Raw genomic sequence first — 16,579 nt, forward strand, 5'->3', positions numbered from 1 at the left:
GCGGCCTGAGGCCAGGGGTGTTCAGGCTCCGAATGCCTTGGCTCCGCCCTTCACCGGCTTGGCACCGGCGAGGAGATGAGCGGGGACGAGATCGCGGGCCGGCTCGGAGTAGCCGACGGAGACGATCTTGTCGCCCTGATAGGTGAAGCTGGTCAGCGACGCGAGCGTGCACTGCCGCCGGCGCGGGTCGTGCCAGAGCCTGCGCCGTTCGACGAAGCTCCGCACGATCCAGATCGGCAGCTGATGGCTGACGCAGACCGCCTCATGACCACGGGCCGCGTCGCGCGCGGCGCTCAGGGCGCCCATCATCCGTACGACCTGGTCGATGTACGGCTCACCCCAGGACGGCCGGAAGGGGTTGGTGAGGTGCTTCCAGTTGGCGGGCTTGCGCAGCGCGCCGTCGCCGACCCCGAAGTTCTTGCCCTCGAAGATGTTCGCGGCCTCGATCAGCCGGTCGTCGGTGTCGAGGGTCAGACCGTGGGTCTTGGCGAGAGGGGCCGCGGTCTCCTGGGCGCGCTCCAGCGGAGAGGCGACGACGTGAGTGATGTCACGGTCCGCGAGATGCTCGGCGACGCGGTCGGCCATCTGCCGGCCCAGCTCGGAGAGGTGGTACCCGGGGCGGCGGCCGTAGAGGACACCGTCGGGGTTGTCGACCTCGCCGTGGCGCATGAGGTGGACGACGGTCAGTTCGCTCTGGTCGCTCATGCGGCGCTCTCCGTGTCCGGGCTCGTGTCGGGGTCCGTGTCGGGGTCCGTGGCTTCGGCGGCGGCGCGGGCGGCCGCCGGCAGTGCGGCGGCGATCCGCTCGATCGCGCGCTCGTCGTGGGCGGTGGAGACGAACCAGGACTCGAAGGAGGACGGCGGCAGATACACCCCGTCGGCGAGCATCGAGTGGAAGAACGCGGTGAAGCGGAAGGACTGCTGCTTCTTGGCGCCCGCGTAGTCGCGGACCTCGTCGGCCGTGAAGAAGACGGAGAACATATTGCTCGCCGCCTGGACGCGGTGAGCGACGCCCTCCTTGCTGAGCGCCTCGGTCACCAGCCCCTGGATCTGCCGCGAGACGGCGTCGATCTTCTCGTACGCGGCGTCGTCGAGCAGCCGCAGCTGCGCGAGGCCCGCGGCGGTGGCGACCGGGTTCCCGGAGAGCGTGCCGGCCTGGTAGACGGGCCCCGCCGGGGCGAGCCGGCCCATGATGTCGGCACGCCCGCCGAACGCGGCGGCCGGGAAGCCGCCGCCCATGACCTTGCCGAAGGTCATCAGGTCGGGCGCGACGCCGTCGATGCCGTACCAGCCGGCCTTCGACGTACGGAAACCGGTCATCACCTCGTCGGAGATGAACAGCGCGCCGTCGGCGGCGCAGATCTCCTTGAGCCCGGCGTTGAAGCCGTCCCCCGGCGGTACGACGCCCATGTTGCCCGGCGACGCCTCGGTGATCACACACGCGATCTCGCCGGGGTGCGCGGCGAAGGCCTGCCGTACGGCGTCCAGATCGTTGTACGGCAGGACGATCGTGTCGCCGGCCTGCGCGCCGGTGACGCCCGGGGTGTCCGGCAGCCCGAAGGTCGCGACGCCGGAGCCGGCCGCGGCGAGCAGGGCGTCGACATGACCGTGGTAGCAGCCGGCGAACTTCACGACCTTCGCGCGCCCGGTGAATCCACGGGCGAGCCGGATCGCGGACATGGTCGCCTCGGTGCCGGACGACACGAGCCGTACCTGCTCGACGGGGGCGATCCTGGCCACGATCTCCTCGGCGAGCGCGACCTCGCCCTCACCCGGCGTACCGAAGGACGTACCGCGGGCGACCGCCGCCTGGACCGCTTCGATGACATCCGGGTGGGAATGACCGAGAATCATCGGCCCCCAAGAACATACGAGGTCGACATATTCGCGACCGTCCGCATCGATGAGGTATGGACCGTTACCGGACACCATGAACCGGGGCGTACCGCCCACCGCGTGGAAGGCACGGACAGGAGAGTTCACGCCGCCGGGCGTCACGAGGGCCGCGCGGTCGAAAAGCGTCTGCGAAACTGGGGCGTCATAGGGGAAGCTCACGGAATCCATGGTGTCAGAGCCTCGGACGTTCTTGCGGACAGGTGTTTCACCGCACGTTCGTGGGGGAGGTCACTGTCACGATGATCGGGTTGCGCGGCCGTGGCTGCGAGTGGTCGGGTGGAGATATGCATCGCGGTGGCGGACTGGGCGAGGGGACCGATGACCTCGGTCCCGAGCCTGCCCGGCGGGGGAAGCACCGGAGACACGAGGCCCGGGAGCAGCCCACGGGGAGCAGGAGTGGTGGCCGGGTGGGGGTGACGTACAAATACTTCGGCGCGCCCGACGGTGCCACAGCCGCGCGCGTCCCCATATCCATGCGCCCTGAGGAGCTGGGCGGCGACGAGCTGGGCATGGGCGGCATGTTCACCAAGATCAAGCCCGAGACGATAGCCGCGATGGTCCTCACGGGCATACAGGGCATGCCCCTGTACAAGGTCCCCCCGCTGGAACTGGTCGTCCTCCACCCCGACTACGCGGTGGTCAAACTCCCCATGACGGTCGTCGACCCCCTGCGCGACGTGGGCGAGGAATCGGTCGGCGCGGCGGCCTTCATATGGTCCACGGTCCCGGACCGCGGCGGCCCGCGCGACGCGTTCAACGTCTACCAACTGCTCCACGAGTGGCAGGACTTCAGCCACCGCCTGCACGACGCGGGCCACCAGCCGTACTGCCTGGTCTGGCCCTGACCGAGCTGCTGCTCCTGCTGCTCTCGCTCCTCCTGCTCCTGCTGCTCCTGGCACGAGATCCCGCTGCTCGACCGCGCCACCGCAGGCGTCAGTGTGTGGTCAGGCTGCTCGCATCGGGGGGTCGGTGGCCCACCAGGGATCTGACGCGGAAGGCGTGGACCAGCTCGGCCGCACCGAGGACGACCAGCCACACGCCGGAGACCAGGGTGAGGACGGCGAGCGAACCGAACGGGGACACGATCAGCACGACGCCCGCCACGATGGTGAGGGCGCCGAAGAAGAGCTGCCAGCCGCGGGCAGGCAGCCCCTCGGTCGAGACCGCCACGGTCACCAACATGATCCCGCGCAACAGCCAGCCGAATCCGATCCACAGGGCCAGCAGCAGCAATGACTCGGCCTCCCCGCGGAAGCAGATCAGCCCGAGCAACACGCTCAGCGCCCCGGTGATGAAGTGCAGCGCCCGCATACCGCCCGGCACGTGTGAGCCGAAGGCGGCGGCCAGTTGCAGGATGCCGCTGGCCAAGAGGTAGATACCGAACAGGACGCCGACCACCAGCAGCGTCTCCCCCGGCCAGGCGAGAACGAAGACACCCAACGCAATCGCGGCGATCCCGGCGGCGAGGAGGACCTTCCAGGCGGACTGGCCGAGGGCGCCGAGGGCGCCGCCCGGTACTTCGCCGGCATGAAGGGTCATGGCACACCCCGCCTTTCGTCGCGGACAGGCCCGGAGACGTACGGATGCGACCATCCTCCGCCGCAACGAACACCCCCGCACGGCAAGAGCCGCCAAGACGGCGGCCCGTTGTACGGATGAAGTCTCCTGATCGTCCGACCCCTCGCTGGTCCGGACTCGCCGTACCGCGGGTCTAGGCGCCGGGCAGGGAGGAGGACGAACGCAGACCGTTCGAGTGACGCTCCCGCCCGGGAGTAATCAACGGAACGCGAACCCATCCGACGCATGCACTCCCATGGGGCAGCAGCACGATCATCGGGCAGCCGGAGGCCATCCGAGTTCATCCAGCCAGCGGGGCTGGGGTATCCATGGACCTGCGAGTCCGGAGCCAGATCGCCAAAAGTATTGGCACCGTCGCAGGCACAGGTCGTGGCCATCGCGGCAATCGCAAAACCCTGCGAAATCCGCAGGTCGTAGAGAGGCGCTCCCCGCGCAGGCGGGGTGGCCCGGTAAAACAGTCCCCGGTAGTGCTGCGCGTGTCCTGAAGCGTCAGTCGTCACTGTTGCCTCGGTATCGCGCCGGCTTGCCGGGGGCCTGAACCACATCCTGTCCGAGTCACTCCACCGACTAGACGTCCTCACCGACTTTGTGGCTCTTTCGGTGTTGTGGTCTATTAATCAGCCTGCATCAGATATGGGCAGAGTCAATAGGATTTGGGTAAATTTTTCATCATCCAGTACTCACGGCGAGGGATCGGAGACCGAGGGTGCCCGATGGGTGGATATCGCGGCACGATTGTCCCGTCTCGAATGATCTGGTCTGCGGGTGGGGGCTGTGACCTGCGGCTCGTACTGCTGGCGCTTGCGCTTCACCGTCCGCGCCGTGACCTCCTCGCCCAGTGCGGCCAACTCGGCAGCCTTCGCCCGCTCGCGTTCTGCCAGCGAGCGGCAGGCGGGGTCGCACTCGGACTTGACCCGGGCCCCGGCCGGGGCGTCGGGTGGCAGGCCGGTGAGAAGTTCGACCACATGCCGCGGCCACCACAAGGCGCGCTCGGCCACCGGCCCGGGCAGACGGTCCAGTAGCGCGGCCGACCCCAGCGCGGTGCGGTCCCTGGCCCCGAGGACCGCGAAATCCCTCGGCGGACTTCAGGTGAACCTGGTCGACGAGCATGCCGGCGCCGTGCGTGTCGGCCAGCCGGACCCGCATCCCGGTCAGGCCGACCACCGTGTAGGTGTGCTTCTGGAACCTGACCCGGTCGCCGAGCCGCAGCCGACCAGGCCGCGCGGAATTCACGGCCGGCCCCGGGACGCCAGGTGCACCAGGGTGTCGGTGCCCAGCGGGGCCGTCACCAGGTCCGCCGTCAGTTCGTGCCGCCAGAGCAGGTGGTAGAGCACCGGCAGCACGGCCAGTCGGTCCCCGACCTGCTCAGCCCCGGCAAGCAGGGGCAGCGGATCGGCGAAGATCTTCCTCAGCCGGTCGGCTACCGGGGCGTGATGGCAGCGGCGGTGTCGGTTGGGTCCGCGAGGTCGCCGCCCAGTACTCGCCGGTGAAGTTCTTCTGCTCCTTGAACAAGGCGAACGGCCGCACGGGCAATGCCAGTTCGAAGGGCTCTGCCCACCAGCACTCCAACGGACCGGAACGCTCGACGCCGTTGGTGTCGACGAACCCGACCTCGACGCCCAAGGCGTACTCCCAGGCGGAGGCCACCACTGCGGACCCGTCCACGAACACCTCCGCCCTGCCGGGATTGTCCCCGTCACTGCGAGGGTGGAGCACCCTGCGGACTACCGTGGCCGAGAGCCGGATACCGTCACGCGAAAGGGCGACAACCCGTCTCAAACAATCTGGTCGACGCAGGCCAGGGTAGGTCTGACCGCTCCCGTGCCATCGTCGGGGCCGGAGTTGCCGTGCCTGCGGGTCGAAGAGTTGAGGCCCATCGACGAAGCAACCCCTGCCGCGTAGGCAGATGCCTCCACCGCCATGCTCCAGCGCATGGGGAAGTAGATCAGCGGGCCGCGGGCCTCCCTGATCAGCGGACCAGTCGACCAAGGCGCGATGTCGTCCTCGTCCTCGGTGAGATCCGGCCACCGTTTCAAGAGCGCGGAGACGAAGGCCGCTATTCGCTCCACCGGGGGAACCGAAGGCTCCTCCGTGTCGATATACAGGTCGTATAGATCGGTGAAACACCGGGCCGCAGCGGCGTCATCCGCTGGCTGCTCGCCCTCCCACACAGCGAGGTCGTAACTCATAGGCGGAGCCTGCCATGCCACACCGACAGCCGGGTCAGCGACTGCCACGCAGATCGACGTGCTGTTCAGGTAGCGATATGAGTCGCCGTCGGCACCGGCTCGAGGCGGGTACTTGGTCCCGCCGAGCGGCGTAGCGTCAGCTGAGTGAATCGCTACCTCGCCGATGTACCTGGGCTTACCCGAAGGGCTCGCTCCTTTGTCCACGCGCACGGCCTCCGGGTCGAATCGCTGAAGGTCGATCAGTACCGGAAGCGCTGGCTTGAGCTGGGGATCCCCACGGCGGAGATCGACAGGGTGGCGGCCTACGCGGATCGATGGGGTGGGCTGGCCCTTCCCCCGGCTCCCCGCTATGACGGAGGCCCCAGAATCCTCTCTCCTGACACGCCACAGGGCTCGCCATCAGAAGGATGGTTCTTCGAAGCAGGGGATCAGCGAACGGCGGTTCCCTTTGCCTTCATGATCGGCCCCAGCGGTGAGTTCGGGCTTCACGGTGACCGATGGGTGCCCCTGCACGCGAGCGTCGAAGGGTGGGTGGAGTCGGTCGCGCTGGCCCACCACGCAGCCATGTGGGCCAAAGAGGTCACCAAGGTCGCTGGCGATGACGTCGACGCCTTGGACCTCGACCATCACGAGCCGGTGCCCGAGATCGCAGGGCTGGCGGACTCCTGGTGGCGAGGCACAGACTCGCTTGTGGCGATCTACAAGGGAGAGGCCGAGTGCTTCGGTGCCCGCAGATTCCAGACCGCATTCATCTACTCCGGTCTTGATCACTTGGGCATTCACGGCTAAGCGGGCTCGTGACCGCGGAACTGGCACACTGAGCGATCCGGTCTGGTCACGTGAGGGCTACGACGACATGCTGATCCCATGGCAGACAACGCCGCCCTGTTCGGGCTCATAGGAGCGGTTGGCGGGGCTGCTCTGGGTGCAGGCGCCGCCGTGATCGGACCGATGCTGCTGCACCGTCAACAAGCCCGCCTGCACCGAGACGAGGTCGGCCGTACTGAGGAGCGGGAGGACCGTGAAGCACTAACCCGACGACTAATCAATGTAAGAGCGTCGACCCGAAACTATCCGGGGTTTCTGGCAAGGAGCTATCGGGAAATTTCAGGCGGAAACCGAGTCAGCCCTGAAGTCTTCGAAAGCGACTTTGAAGCCATACATTCAGAACTCAATTCAGCGTTCGACGAAGCCCTGCTGGATGGAATCTGGTTCGCCCATGCAAGGGCAGCAAATTTCCTCATAGAGCGAAGCCCCCTCTTGACCGCACTCGGCCATAACGTTCCGGGCAGGGTCGACGCCACAACCCTAGGGCATCACTTGATCGCCGCGAGCGATCTGGTGCGAGCGTGCATAGAGCACGGGCCTCCGATCCCGGAAGGCATGCGCAGAGAGACGGAAGCGGCTCCCGTGGAACTGGAGGTCGCACGGGATGAGCTGGTTGCCTACATCAAAGGAAGGCTTAATGCCCAGTCGCAGGGGTGGTAATCACGGGGGCGGTTCGGCTCTGCGAGGACACCGGCAGCGCCTTGGGCGGTGCTCACCGCGTGGGCGGGTGGCCTTCTGGCCACGGTCACGCCGGGTCGGCGCCGGGCCTTTCTCGTGCGGTGATCGACCGGTCGAGCTCGTCCATCGTGCGACGGAACGCGGCGTCCAGATCTACGTCGTACCGGTGGGCCAGGATCAGGACCGACCAGAGGCAGTCCGCGAGTTCGTGCTCCAGAGCGGCGCGCCCGCCCGCCATCTCACGGGCGCCTTCCTGAGCCATGACGAGCTTCGCCAGATCGCCGACATCCCCGACGAAGCCGAGCATGAACTCCTCGCGGGTCCATACCCGGCCGCGTTCCCGCAGGTTCAGTTCGTCGTAGAGGTCATGAATGCGCAAGGCGCGGCGCTGGAGTTCGTCGAGGTCCATGCCTCAGCCTTTCCCGCCCCGCCCGGCACAACCTCTCGGCCCGGGGGGCGCTCAGTGCCGGTGCCGGTGCCGCAACGGGGTCGTCGCGTCGCGGGATTCGCGGCACGTCTATCCGATCCCTACGCCGTGCGACGAACGCCGACCGGCGGTGTCAGCGCGTCGCCAGCGTGACCGAGCTGGCATGACCTCACGTGCCCGGCTCATCAGCAGCGGGTCGTTGAGGGTGAGGCGGCCGACGTGCAGGCGGTCGTGTCCGTACATGGTCCTGACAGACTCCTGGTGTGCCGAGCCTGGCAAAGAATCGCAAAGGGCTCCGGAAACCCCAGGTCGCGAAGTGTGGTCCCCGCGCAGGCGGGGGTGGTCCGTTGTCGACGAAGAGGTGTGTTCGGTCGACGATGTGGTCCCCGCGCAGGCGGGGGGCTTGCTTCGTCGCGGGGGAGTGGGCGGGCGTGGCAGGTGGGCTCCGTCTGGGGTGGGGGGCTGCTGTTAGGAGAGGGTCTTGGCTACCACGGATGCTGCTTCCGCGATCAGTTTGTTGTCGTAGTCGGCGTCCTCTTTGGTGCGGTTCGACATGATCGCCAGCACGATGGGGGCGGTGTCGGGGGGCCAGACAACGGCGATGTCGTTGCGGGCGCCGTAGGTGCTGCCGGTTCCTGTTTTGTCGCCGACCAGCCAGTCCTTGGGTGTGCCGGCCCTGATGAGTTCGGCTCCGGTGGTGTTGGTGCGTAGCCACTGTGTGAGCTGTGCGCGTTCGGCCTTGCCGAGGATGTCTCCGAGGACGAACGTGCGCAGGTCCTTGGCCAGGGCGCGGGGCGTGCTCGTGTCGCGGGTGTCGCCTGGGGTCCATCGGCTCAGTTCGGGCTCGCGGCGCTCCATTTGGGTGGTGTCGTCGCCGATCTCTTCGAGTGCGGCGTCGAGGCCCTTGGGGCCGCCGAGCGCGTCGAACAGCAGGTTGGCCGCGGTGTTGTCGCTGAAGCGGACAGCGGCATCACACAGCTCGCTCAGGGTCATTCCGGTCTCTACGTGCTTTTCGGTTACGGGAGAGTGGGCGATCAGATCGTTCCTGGAGTACTTGATCACTCGGTCCATCCCGCTCAGGGAGTATTTGCGCAGCACCGCGCCGGCGGCAAATGCCTTGAAGGTGGAGGCGTAGGCGAATCGCTCGCCGTCGTTGTAGGCCACCTCGCGCCCGGTGCCGGTGTCGATGGCGTAGACACCCAGCCGCGCGTCGAACGTGCGCTCAAGTTCCTTGAACTCACGGGCGAACGGCTTCGCCGTCGCGGCGGACGGAGACGACGACGGGGCCGGGGCCGGGGAACCGGCCTGGACGCAGGCCGCGAGTGGGACGAGGGCGAGCGTGGCAAGCCCGCCGAGAGCGGCGCGCCGGGCACGGGTGTACGGCATGGGTCCAAACCTCCGGGGCGCCCCGCACGCAGGGCGTATGAGGGGATGGGGTGACACCGCCCCATCCCGGTGCGTGGTCATGAGTGCCGGGAGGACCACCCTCGCCCTCGGGCGACGATGCGGTCCAATGCGCTCATGCGCCGCTTCATGCCGATCCGGCATAGAGGCATAGAGTCGGGCCGTGGATCTGGTGGGAGCGTGTCGCGCGTTTGTCAGCGTCAGCGAGCACGGCAGTTTCACCGTCGGAGCGGCCGCTGCCCGGATGTCGCAGTCGGTGGCCAGCCGTCGCGTCGCCGCCCTGGAGGAACGCCTCGGCGAGCAGTTGATCGAGCGCACGTCGCGGCGGGTCGTCCTCACCCCCTTCGGCCGGGACATGCTGCCGGTGGCCAGACAGCTCGTACAGGCGGCCGATGTGCTGCTGCACGAGGCGGAAGTCGCCCAGCGCAAGCCGTGGCGGCTCGCGGTGCCCGCCATCTGCTCCACGGCCGGTCTCGCCCGGCTCGTCGCCGAGGCACGCGGGCTTGGTGTCACCCTCGATCTCCGCCTCGCCGCGCCGGCGCGGCGCACCGAGCTCCTCCACGCGCAGCAGGTGCGTGCCGCGTTGCTCGCGGCGCCGCCGAACGAGGCGACGTGGTCCGTGCCGCTCGGGCTCGCCGGCGCCCAGGATCCCGGCATGAGGCGCGTCCACGTCGAAACGCTGCGGATCGGACGAGCCTCCCCCGGTCCGGCCCGCCGTATCTGGATCCAGCCGGAAGATGACGTGCCGCACATCCGCGACCCGCTGACGCGCCTGCGCGACGCGGTGGGCCTGCGGCCCGCGCAGCTCGCCGCGGCCGACCTGACGACCGCCGCGGCGGAAGTCCTCTGCACCCGCGACCTGCTGCTGTGCTCCCCCGCACAGGCCGAGGAACTCGCCCTGAACTGGCGGCCCATCGGTGAGATCACGCTCAGCCGGGGGTTCGCCCTCGCCGCCTCCGCGGACGGCAATCCACAGCACATCGAAGCGCGCCTGGGCGACGCCATCGCCCGCTGCCTCGGCGCGGACGCCCAAGCGGACGCCCAAGCGGACGCCCAAGCGGACGCCCAAGCAGGCGCCCAAGCGAAAGCCAACGAAAACGCCGGAGGCGCGGCCGCGTGAACACCGAGGCACTGCTCCGCGACATGCGCCGGCAGCTGCGCGACGGCGGCCTGCACGGCTGCCTGCTCGTACGCGATCTGCACACGGGAGAAGAACTGGGGATCGAGCCGGACACCCAGCTGCCCGCCGCCTCCCTGGTCAAGGTCCCCCTCGCGCTGGCGACAGCGGAGCGCATCCGACGGGGCGAACTCGACGGAGCGGCCATGCTCGACGTGCGCCCCGGGCGGATCACCACGCCCGGTCCCACCGGACTGAGCCGGTTCCGCCACCCCGCCCGGCTCGCCATCGACGACCTGCTCTACCTGAGCACCTGCGTGAGTGACGGAACGGCCGCCGACGCGCTGTTCGGCCTCACCCCGCCCGCCCAGGTCGCCGGCATCCTCCACGAACTCGGCCTCCGCGGCATCACCGTCCGGCACGCCATGCGCGAGCTGTCCGACACCCCCGTGGAACGCTTCGACGCCGCCCAGGCCCATCTCGCCCACGCCCTCGCCATCGACGCCGGCACCAGCGGCGGCGGACATCGGGTGCCTCAGCTCGACACCACCCGCGCCAACACCGGCAGCGCGCGCTCCTACGTCGAGCTGCTCCAGGCCCTGTGGACACCGTCGACGGTCCATCCCGAAGTGGCCGCGCGCGTGCGCGGCCTCATGACCCACCACCTGCTCCGGCACCGACTCGCCCCGGACTTCAGCTCGGACGCCACCACCTGGTCCTCCAAGACCGGCACCCTCCTGAACCTCCGCCACGAAATCGGTGTCGTCGAGCACTCCGACGGTCAGGCATTCGCCATCGCCGTCCTGACCGAGTCACTCGTTCCGGCCAGTACCCAGCCCGGCGCCGACGCCCTCATGTCGCAGGTCGCCCGCGGACTCCGTGACCACCTTCGGCAGCTCTAGGCCGCGTCCAGCACATCCCTACGGGCCCGGCCCCCGGCGTCAGCCTTCGCCCTCCAGGTCGCCTTCCGTCTCCAGGAACACCTTGCGCAGCGCGTCCAGCACCGCCGGATCCGGCTTGGCCCACATGCCGCGCGACTCCGCCTCCAGGAGGCGTTCCGCGATGCCGTGCAGGGCCCAGGGGTTGGCCTGCTGGAGGAACTCGCGGTTCTCCGGATCCAGGACGTAGGTCTCCGTGAGTTTGTCGTACATCCAGTCGGCGACCACGCCCGTCGTCGCGTCGTAGCCGAAGAGGTAGTCGACCGTCGCGGCCAGTTCGAAGGCACCCTTGTAGCCGTGGCGGCGCATGGCCTCGATCCAGCGGGGGTTGACCACGCGGGCGCGGAAGACCCGGGACGTCTCCTCGACCAGCGTCCGCGTGCGAACCGTCTCCGGGCGGGTGGAGTCGCCGATATACGCCTCGGGAGCCGTGCCCTTGAGGGCGCGGACCGTGGCGACCATGCCGCCGTGGTACTGGAAGTAGTCGTCGGAGTCCGCGATGTCGTGCTCGCGGGTGTCGGTGTTCTTGGCGGCCACCGCGATGCGCTTGTACGCGGTCTCCATCTCGTCCCTGGCCGGCCGGCCGTCGAGTTCGCGGCCGTACGCGTAGCCGCCCCACACCGTGTACACCTCGGCGAGGTCGGCGTCCGTACGCCAGTCGCGGCTGTCGATGAGCTGGAGGATTCCGGCGCCGTACGTCCCCGGACGGGAGCCGAAGATACGGGTGGTGGCGCGGCGTTCGTCACCGTGCGCCGCCAGGTCGTCCTGCGTGTGCGCGCGGACGAAGTTGGCATCGGCTGGCTCGTCCAGCGAGGCGGCGAGGCGGACCGCGTCGTCCAGCAGGCCGATCGCGTGCGGGAAGGCGTCACGGAAGAAACCGCTGATGCGGAGGGTGACATCGATACGGGGACGGCCCAGCTCGTCGAGCGCGACGGGCTCCAGGCCGGTGACCCGGCGCGAGGCGTCGTCCCAGACGGGCCGGATGCCCAGCAGGGCGAGGGCTTCGGCGATGTCGTCGCCCGAGGTGCGCATCGCGCTCGTACCCCACAGGGAGAGGCCGACCGAGGTCGGCCAGTCGCCGTTGTCGGTGCGGTAGCGCTCCAGGAGGGAGTCGGCGAGCGCCTGGCCGGTCTCCCAGGCGAGCCGGGACGGGACGGCCTTGGGGTCGACGGAGTAGAAGTTACGGCCGGTCGGCAGGACGTTGACCAGGCCGCGCAGCGGGGATCCCGACGGGCCCGCCGGGACGAACCCGCCGTTGAGGGCGAGGACGGCGTGGTCGATCTCGTCCGTCGTGGCGGCAAGGCGCGGGACGACCTCGCGGGCCGCGAAGCCGAGGATGTCGGCGACGGCCCGCGCATGGCCGGCCGCCACACCCGGCACGGCGGCCGGATCCCAGTCCGCGTCCTCCATCGCCCGCACCAGCGCCCGGGCCTGCTCCTCGGCCTCGTCGGCGGTGGTACGGGTGGCAGCCGACTCGTCGAGCCCCAGGGCTTCGCGCAGGCCGGGGAGGGAGGTCGTACCGCCCCAGATCTGGCGGGCGCGCAGAATGGCAAGGACCAGGTTGACGCGCGCGTCCCCGGTCGGCGCACCACCGAGGATGTGCAGTCCGTCGCGGATCTGCGCGTCCTTGACCTCGCACAGCCAGCCGTCGACGTGCAGCAGGAAGTCGTCGAACCCGTCGTCGTCCGGGCGGTCTTCGAGACCGAGGTCGTGGTCGAGCTTCGCCGCCTGGATCAGCGTCCAGATCTGGGCGCGGATCGCGGGCAGCTTCGCCGGGTCCATGGACGAGATCGCCGCGTACTCGTCGAGCAGCTGTTCGAGACGCGCGATGTCGCCGTACGACTCGGCGCGCGCCATCGGCGGTACGAGATGGTCCACGAGCGTGGCGTGCACGCGCCGTTTGGCCTGCGTGCCCTCGCCCGGGTCGTTGACGAGGAAGGGATAGACCAGCGGCAGATCGCCGAGCGCCGCGTCGGGGGCGCACGCGGCGGAAAGACCCGCGTTCTTGCCGGGCAGCCACTCCAGATTGCCGTGCTTGCCGAGGTGGATCATGGCGTCGGCGCCGAAGCCGCCGTCCTCGCGGCCGGCCTGGATCCAGCGGTACGCGGCCAAGTAGTGGTGTGAGGGCGGCAGATCGGGATCGTGGTAGATCGCGATCGGGTTCTCGCCGAAGCCGCGCGGCGGCTGGATCAGGATCAGCAGATTGCCGCGGCGCAGGGCCGCGAGGACGATGTCGCCTTCCGGACTACGGCTCCGGTCCACGAACATCTCGCCGGGCGGCGGCCCCCAGTGCCGCTCCACCGACTCCCGCAGCGCGGCGGGGAGTTGCCCGTACCACCGGCGGTAGTCGGCAGCGGGGATACGGACCGGATTGCGGGCCAGCTGCTCCTCGGTCAGCCACTCCTGGTCATGGCCGCCGGCCTCGATCAGCGCGTAGATCAGCTCGTCGCCGTCGCCGGACGCCAGGCCAGGGACCTCTTCCGTACCGAAGTCGTAGCCCTCGGTACGGAGCCGGCGCAGCAGGGCGACGGCGCTGGCCGGGGTGTCCAGACCGACGGCGTTGCCGATCCGGGAGTGCTTGGTCGGGTACGCGGACAGCACCAGCGCGAGGCGCTTCTCCGGGTTCGGGATATGGCGCAGACGGGCGTGCCGTACGGCGATCCCGGCGACGCGCGAGGCCCGCTCGGGGTCGGCGACGTACGCCGGAAGACCGTCCTCGTCGATCTCCTTGAAGGAGAACGGGACGGTGATGAGCCGGCCGTCGAACTCCGGCACGGCGACCTGCCCCGCGGCGTCCAGCGGCGACAGACCTTCGTCGCTCTCCTCCCAGGCGCTGCGCGATCCGGTCAGGCACAGGGCCTGGAGAATCGGTACGCCGAGGGCGGCGAGGGCGCCCGCGTCCCAGGACTCGTCGTCTCCGCCCGCCGAGGCCTCGGCAGGCTTCGTGCCGCCCGCGGCGAGCACGGTGGTCACGAGGGCGTCGGCGGCGCGCAGCGCGTCGAGCAGCTCGGGCTCGGGGGCGCGCAGGGAGGCCACGTACAGCGGCAGGGCCCGGCCGCCGGCCGTCTCGATCGCGGAGCACAGGTCGTCGACGAAGGCGGTGTTGCCGCTCATGTGATGGGCGCGGTAATAGAGCACCGCGATCAGCGGGCCGCCGCCCGCCAACGGGCGGGGGGCGCGTAGGAGCGGTCCCCAGGTGGGCGCGGCGGCGGGCGGTTCGAAGCCGTGGCCGGTCAGCAGGACGGTGTCGGAGAGGAACCGCGCGAGCTGTTCCAGGTTGGCGGGACCGCCGTGGGCGAGATAGGCGTGCGCCTCGGCGGCGATGCCGATGGGGACCGTGGAGGCTTCCATCAGCTGGGCGTCAGGGGCCTGTTCGCCGGTGAGGACCACCAGGGGGCGGTCGGCGGCGAGGAGCTGGTCGATCCCGTCCTGCCAGGCGCGCAGCCCGCCGAGGAGTCGTACGACGACGAGGTCGGCGCCCTCCAGCAGCGCGGGCAGCTCGTCGAGCGCGAGCCGGGCGGGGTTGGCGAACCGGTACGGGACCGGGCCGCCCGCCGCACGGGCGCTGAGCAGATCGGTGTCGGACGTCGACAGGAGCAGGATCATGCGGCGTCTCGCCTTCCTCGGGGTCCGCGCCCCGGGCGGTAGGAAGACGGCGGGAGTTCCTGGCTCACCCGGCTGCTGCCGGGCTCACAGTGGCGGGACCGCGCCGGATTCTCACCGGGCTTCCTCCCCTGACGCCGTCTATGGCGGTGACGGGCCTGAAGACCCGTCGTCTGCATAGTAAGTGCTGCAGGTCACGGCGGGGAGGGCGCCTGGACGAACGGCCGGACGGGGGCGGGGTGAACAACCGGGCGGGGGCCGGGCGAACAACCGGAGAACGGCGGACGGAGGCTGGAGCCGACAGCTGGCCGGAGCTGGGACCGAGGCCGGACGGAGGCTGAACGGAGGCCGGAGCCGACGGCCGGGCGGGGGCCGGAACGGGCGGGGAGGGCGCGGGGGTACGTGGGTATGCTCGCCGCCATGCCGCCTACCTCGCCAACACCCGTGAACCGGGACGAAGCTCCCGTCCGGGAGCGCGGTGACGCCTGCCCAGGAGCGCTCCGGCTGCACGCCGCCGACGACGGCCGGCTGGCACGACTGCGGCTGCCCGCCGGGCTTCTGACGTACCGTCAGGCGGAGGCGCTGGCGACGGCGGCCGAGCAGCTGGGCGACGGCCGGCTGGACATCACCTCGCGGGGCAACGTCCAGCTGCGGGGGCTGGGGGAGAGCTGCGGCGGGGAGCTGGCGGAGCTGCTGTACGAGGCCGGCCTGCTGCCCTCGGAACGGCACGAGCGGGTACGGAACGTCGTCGCTTCGCCCCTGTCGGGACTGGACGGAATCCCCCGCGCGGACGTGCGGTTGTGGGCCCGGGAGCTGGACGCGCTGCTGTGCGCGAGCGAGGCCGCTACGGCGCTCTCGGGGCGGTTTCTGTTCGCGCTGGACGACGGCCGCGGTGATGTGGCCGCCCTGGGCGCGGATGTGACGTTGCTCGCACAGCCGGACGGATCAGCGGTGTTGCATACCGGGGCGAACGGGTCAGGACTGCGGGTCTCCGCAGCCGACGCCCCGCGCGCCGCTCTGCTGGCGGCGGAGACCTTCCTCACGGTGGCGGCGGCAAGCGGCTCGGGCGCCTGGCGGGTACGGGAGTTGCCCGCGGGCCATGGGCTGGACGCGGCGGTGACCACGGGGCTGGCGACGGCCGGGATCGCGACGGAGCCGGTGGCCGAGTACGGAGCGGGGTACGGGGCGGGGTACGGGGCCGAGTACCGGGCGGGGTACACGACGGAGCCCGGGGCGGCGTACGGGGCGGAGCCCGAGGCCGAGTACGGCGCCGAGTACGAGGCGGACGCGGCGCGGCCGGAAGCCGGGCCGCCCGTCCCGGGGCTGGTCCACTCCCCCGACGGGACCGTGGCGCTGTCCGTGTACGCCCCACTGGGACGGCTGAGCGTCGCGCAGTGGCGGCTGCTGCTGTCGGCAGGCGAGCGCGGGACGAACGACCGCACCCTGCGGGTGACCCCCTGGCGCGGAGTGATCCTGCCGGGCCTGGACCCCGCCACCGCCCACGACCTCCTGGACCGCCTCCGTACCGCCGGGCTGATCACGGACCCCCACTCCCCCTGGCACGGCGTCGGCGCCTGCACCGGTCGGCCCGGGTGCGCGAAGGCACTCACGGATGTACGGGCGGACGCGGCCGGAACCGTAACGGCCACCCGCCCCGGTGGACCGCCCGCAGCCCGCCCCGGTGACCTGCCCGCCACCAACCCCGGTGACCTGCCTGTCTACTGGTCGGGCTGCGCCCGCCGCTGCGGCCATCCACAGGGCAACTGGGTGGATGTCGTCGCGACCGGCGAGGGCGGCTACGACATCTCGGTGCGGGGACATCTCCTCAGGGCCACCACAGGACCAGAACTCGCCGAAGCGGTCGCGACGGCTCGGAAACCCACGACGGCACGCACCACCCCAGTGACGAGATGAGCGAGACC

15 protein-coding genes and 1 riboswitch are annotated in these 16,579 nt (G+C 70.1%); of the genes, 6 read left to right on the forward strand and 9 right to left on the reverse strand.

Features of this window, described 5'->3' with window-relative positions:
• Window positions 1–21: 21 nt before the first annotated feature.
• Both ACZ6MZ_RS31155 and hemL read right to left on the reverse strand, forming a co-directional pair.
• Window positions 22–705, reverse strand: a complete 684-nt coding sequence (locus ACZ6MZ_RS31155; protein ID WP_384185910.1) for a histidine phosphatase family protein — start codon at window positions 703–705, stop codon at window positions 22–24.
• Complete coding sequence (gene hemL, locus ACZ6MZ_RS31160) at window positions 702–2,063, reverse strand: glutamate-1-semialdehyde 2,1-aminomutase (protein ID WP_389785987.1); 1,362 nt, start codon at window positions 2,061–2,063, stop codon at window positions 702–704. Before hemL ends, ACZ6MZ_RS31155 begins: the two co-directional genes overlap by 4 nt.
• 116 nt (window positions 2,064–2,179) lie before the next feature.
• On the opposite strand from hemL, the gene ACZ6MZ_RS31165 reads away from it, so the two are divergent.
• Window positions 2,180–2,740, forward strand: a complete 561-nt coding sequence (locus ACZ6MZ_RS31165) for a hypothetical protein (protein ID WP_384185913.1) — start codon at window positions 2,180–2,182, stop codon at window positions 2,738–2,740.
• A gap of 88 nt (window positions 2,741–2,828) precedes the next feature.
• Here ACZ6MZ_RS31165 and ACZ6MZ_RS31170 read toward each other — a convergent pair whose 3' ends face one another.
• From ACZ6MZ_RS31170 to ACZ6MZ_RS31185, 4 genes are all read right to left on the reverse strand, one after another.
• A complete protein-coding gene (locus ACZ6MZ_RS31170) occupies window positions 2,829–3,434 on the reverse strand; it encodes an HdeD family acid-resistance protein (RefSeq protein WP_389785989.1) in 606 nt (201 codons plus the stop codon).
• A 719-nt stretch (window positions 3,435–4,153) separates the two neighbouring features.
• On the reverse strand, window positions 4,154–4,471 hold the full coding sequence (locus tag ACZ6MZ_RS31175) for a hypothetical protein (RefSeq protein WP_469355777.1): 318 nt from the start codon (window positions 4,469–4,471) through the stop codon (window positions 4,154–4,156).
• A 367-nt stretch (window positions 4,472–4,838) separates the two neighbouring features.
• Window positions 4,839–5,138: a hypothetical protein gene (locus ACZ6MZ_RS31180; protein ID WP_389785994.1), complete on the reverse strand. Its 300-nt coding sequence runs from the start codon at window positions 5,136–5,138 to the stop codon at window positions 4,839–4,841.
• 110 nt (window positions 5,139–5,248) lie between these two features.
• Complete coding sequence (locus tag ACZ6MZ_RS31185; RefSeq protein WP_389785997.1) at window positions 5,249–5,662, reverse strand: hypothetical protein; 414 nt, start codon at window positions 5,660–5,662, stop codon at window positions 5,249–5,251.
• Between the two features lie 144 nt (window positions 5,663–5,806).
• Here ACZ6MZ_RS31185 and ACZ6MZ_RS31190 point away from each other — a divergent pair, with 144 nt between their 5' ends.
• Together ACZ6MZ_RS31190 and ACZ6MZ_RS31195 are read left to right on the forward strand one after the other, a co-directional pair.
• Window positions 5,807–6,451 carry a hypothetical protein gene (locus ACZ6MZ_RS31190; protein ID WP_389785999.1) on the forward strand — a complete coding sequence of 215 codons (645 nt, stop codon included), beginning with the start codon at window positions 5,807–5,809 and terminating at the stop codon, window positions 6,449–6,451.
• A gap of 78 nt (window positions 6,452–6,529) precedes the next feature.
• A complete protein-coding gene (locus ACZ6MZ_RS31195) occupies window positions 6,530–7,150 on the forward strand; it encodes a hypothetical protein (protein ID WP_389786001.1) in 621 nt (206 codons plus the stop codon).
• A gap of 85 nt (window positions 7,151–7,235) precedes the next feature.
• On the opposite strand, the gene ACZ6MZ_RS31200 is transcribed toward ACZ6MZ_RS31195, so the two are convergent.
• Both ACZ6MZ_RS31200 and bla read right to left on the reverse strand, forming a co-directional pair.
• Complete coding sequence (locus ACZ6MZ_RS31200; protein ID WP_389786004.1) at window positions 7,236–7,577, reverse strand: MazG nucleotide pyrophosphohydrolase domain-containing protein; 342 nt, start codon at window positions 7,575–7,577, stop codon at window positions 7,236–7,238.
• Between the two features lie 486 nt (window positions 7,578–8,063).
• Window positions 8,064–8,981: a class A beta-lactamase gene (gene bla / locus ACZ6MZ_RS31205; RefSeq protein WP_389786006.1), complete on the reverse strand. Its 918-nt coding sequence runs from the start codon at window positions 8,979–8,981 to the stop codon at window positions 8,064–8,066.
• A 181-nt stretch (window positions 8,982–9,162) separates the two neighbouring features.
• Between bla and ACZ6MZ_RS31210 the strand changes: the two genes are divergently transcribed.
• Window positions 9,163–10,119, forward strand: coding sequence for a LysR family transcriptional regulator (locus ACZ6MZ_RS31210; RefSeq protein WP_469355782.1), 957 nt, complete (start codon window positions 9,163–9,165; stop codon window positions 10,117–10,119).
• Window positions 10,116–11,018 carry a serine hydrolase gene (locus tag ACZ6MZ_RS31215; RefSeq protein WP_469355784.1) on the forward strand — a complete coding sequence of 301 codons (903 nt, stop codon included), beginning with the start codon at window positions 10,116–10,118 and terminating at the stop codon, window positions 11,016–11,018. The genes ACZ6MZ_RS31210 and ACZ6MZ_RS31215 overlap by 4 nt, the downstream gene beginning before the upstream one ends.
• Before the next feature lie 39 nt (window positions 11,019–11,057).
• Here ACZ6MZ_RS31215 and cobN read toward each other — a convergent pair whose 3' ends face one another.
• Window positions 11,058–14,660, reverse strand: a complete 3,603-nt coding sequence (gene cobN, locus ACZ6MZ_RS31220) for a cobaltochelatase subunit CobN (RefSeq protein WP_469355786.1) — start codon at window positions 14,658–14,660, stop codon at window positions 11,058–11,060.
• A gap of 34 nt (window positions 14,661–14,694) precedes the next feature.
• Window positions 14,695–14,843: riboswitch (cobalamin riboswitch) on the reverse strand.
• 222 nt (window positions 14,844–15,065) lie between these two features.
• Between cobN and cobG the strand changes: the two genes are divergently transcribed.
• Complete coding sequence (gene cobG, locus ACZ6MZ_RS31225) at window positions 15,066–16,571, forward strand: precorrin-3B synthase (protein ID WP_469355857.1); 1,506 nt, start codon at window positions 15,066–15,068, stop codon at window positions 16,569–16,571.
• The last annotated feature ends 8 nt before the right edge of the window (window positions 16,572–16,579 follow it).

The sequence above is a fragment of the Streptomyces sp. NPDC042201 genome, assembly GCF_055582185.1.

Bases quoted from the DNA above. Each gene is read 5' to 3' on its own strand.
- ACZ6MZ_RS31165 (WP_384185913.1), top strand. From the start codon at position 2,180: ATGCATCGCGGTGGCGGACTGGGCGAGGGGACCGATGACCTCGGTCCC.
- cobG (WP_469355857.1), top strand. From the start codon at position 15,066: ATGCTCGCCGCCATGCCGCCTACCTCGCCAACACCCGTGAACCGGGAC.
- cobN (WP_469355786.1), bottom strand. From the start codon at position 14,660: ATGATCCTGCTCCTGTCGACGTCCGACACCGATCTGCTCAGCGCCCGT.
- ACZ6MZ_RS31195 (WP_389786001.1), top strand. From the start codon at position 6,530: ATGGCAGACAACGCCGCCCTGTTCGGGCTCATAGGAGCGGTTGGCGGG.
- bla (WP_389786006.1), bottom strand. From the start codon at position 8,981: ATGCCGTACACCCGTGCCCGGCGCGCCGCTCTCGGCGGGCTTGCCACG.
- ACZ6MZ_RS31170 (WP_389785989.1), bottom strand. From the start codon at position 3,434: ATGACCCTTCATGCCGGCGAAGTACCGGGCGGCGCCCTCGGCGCCCTC.
- hemL (WP_389785987.1), bottom strand. From the start codon at position 2,063: ATGGATTCCGTGAGCTTCCCCTATGACGCCCCAGTTTCGCAGACGCTT.
- ACZ6MZ_RS31200 (WP_389786004.1), bottom strand. From the start codon at position 7,577: ATGGACCTCGACGAACTCCAGCGCCGCGCCTTGCGCATTCATGACCTC.
- ACZ6MZ_RS31185 (WP_389785997.1), bottom strand. From the start codon at position 5,662: ATGAGTTACGACCTCGCTGTGTGGGAGGGCGAGCAGCCAGCGGATGAC.
- ACZ6MZ_RS31155 (WP_384185910.1), bottom strand. From the start codon at position 705: ATGAGCGACCAGAGCGAACTGACCGTCGTCCACCTCATGCGCCACGGC.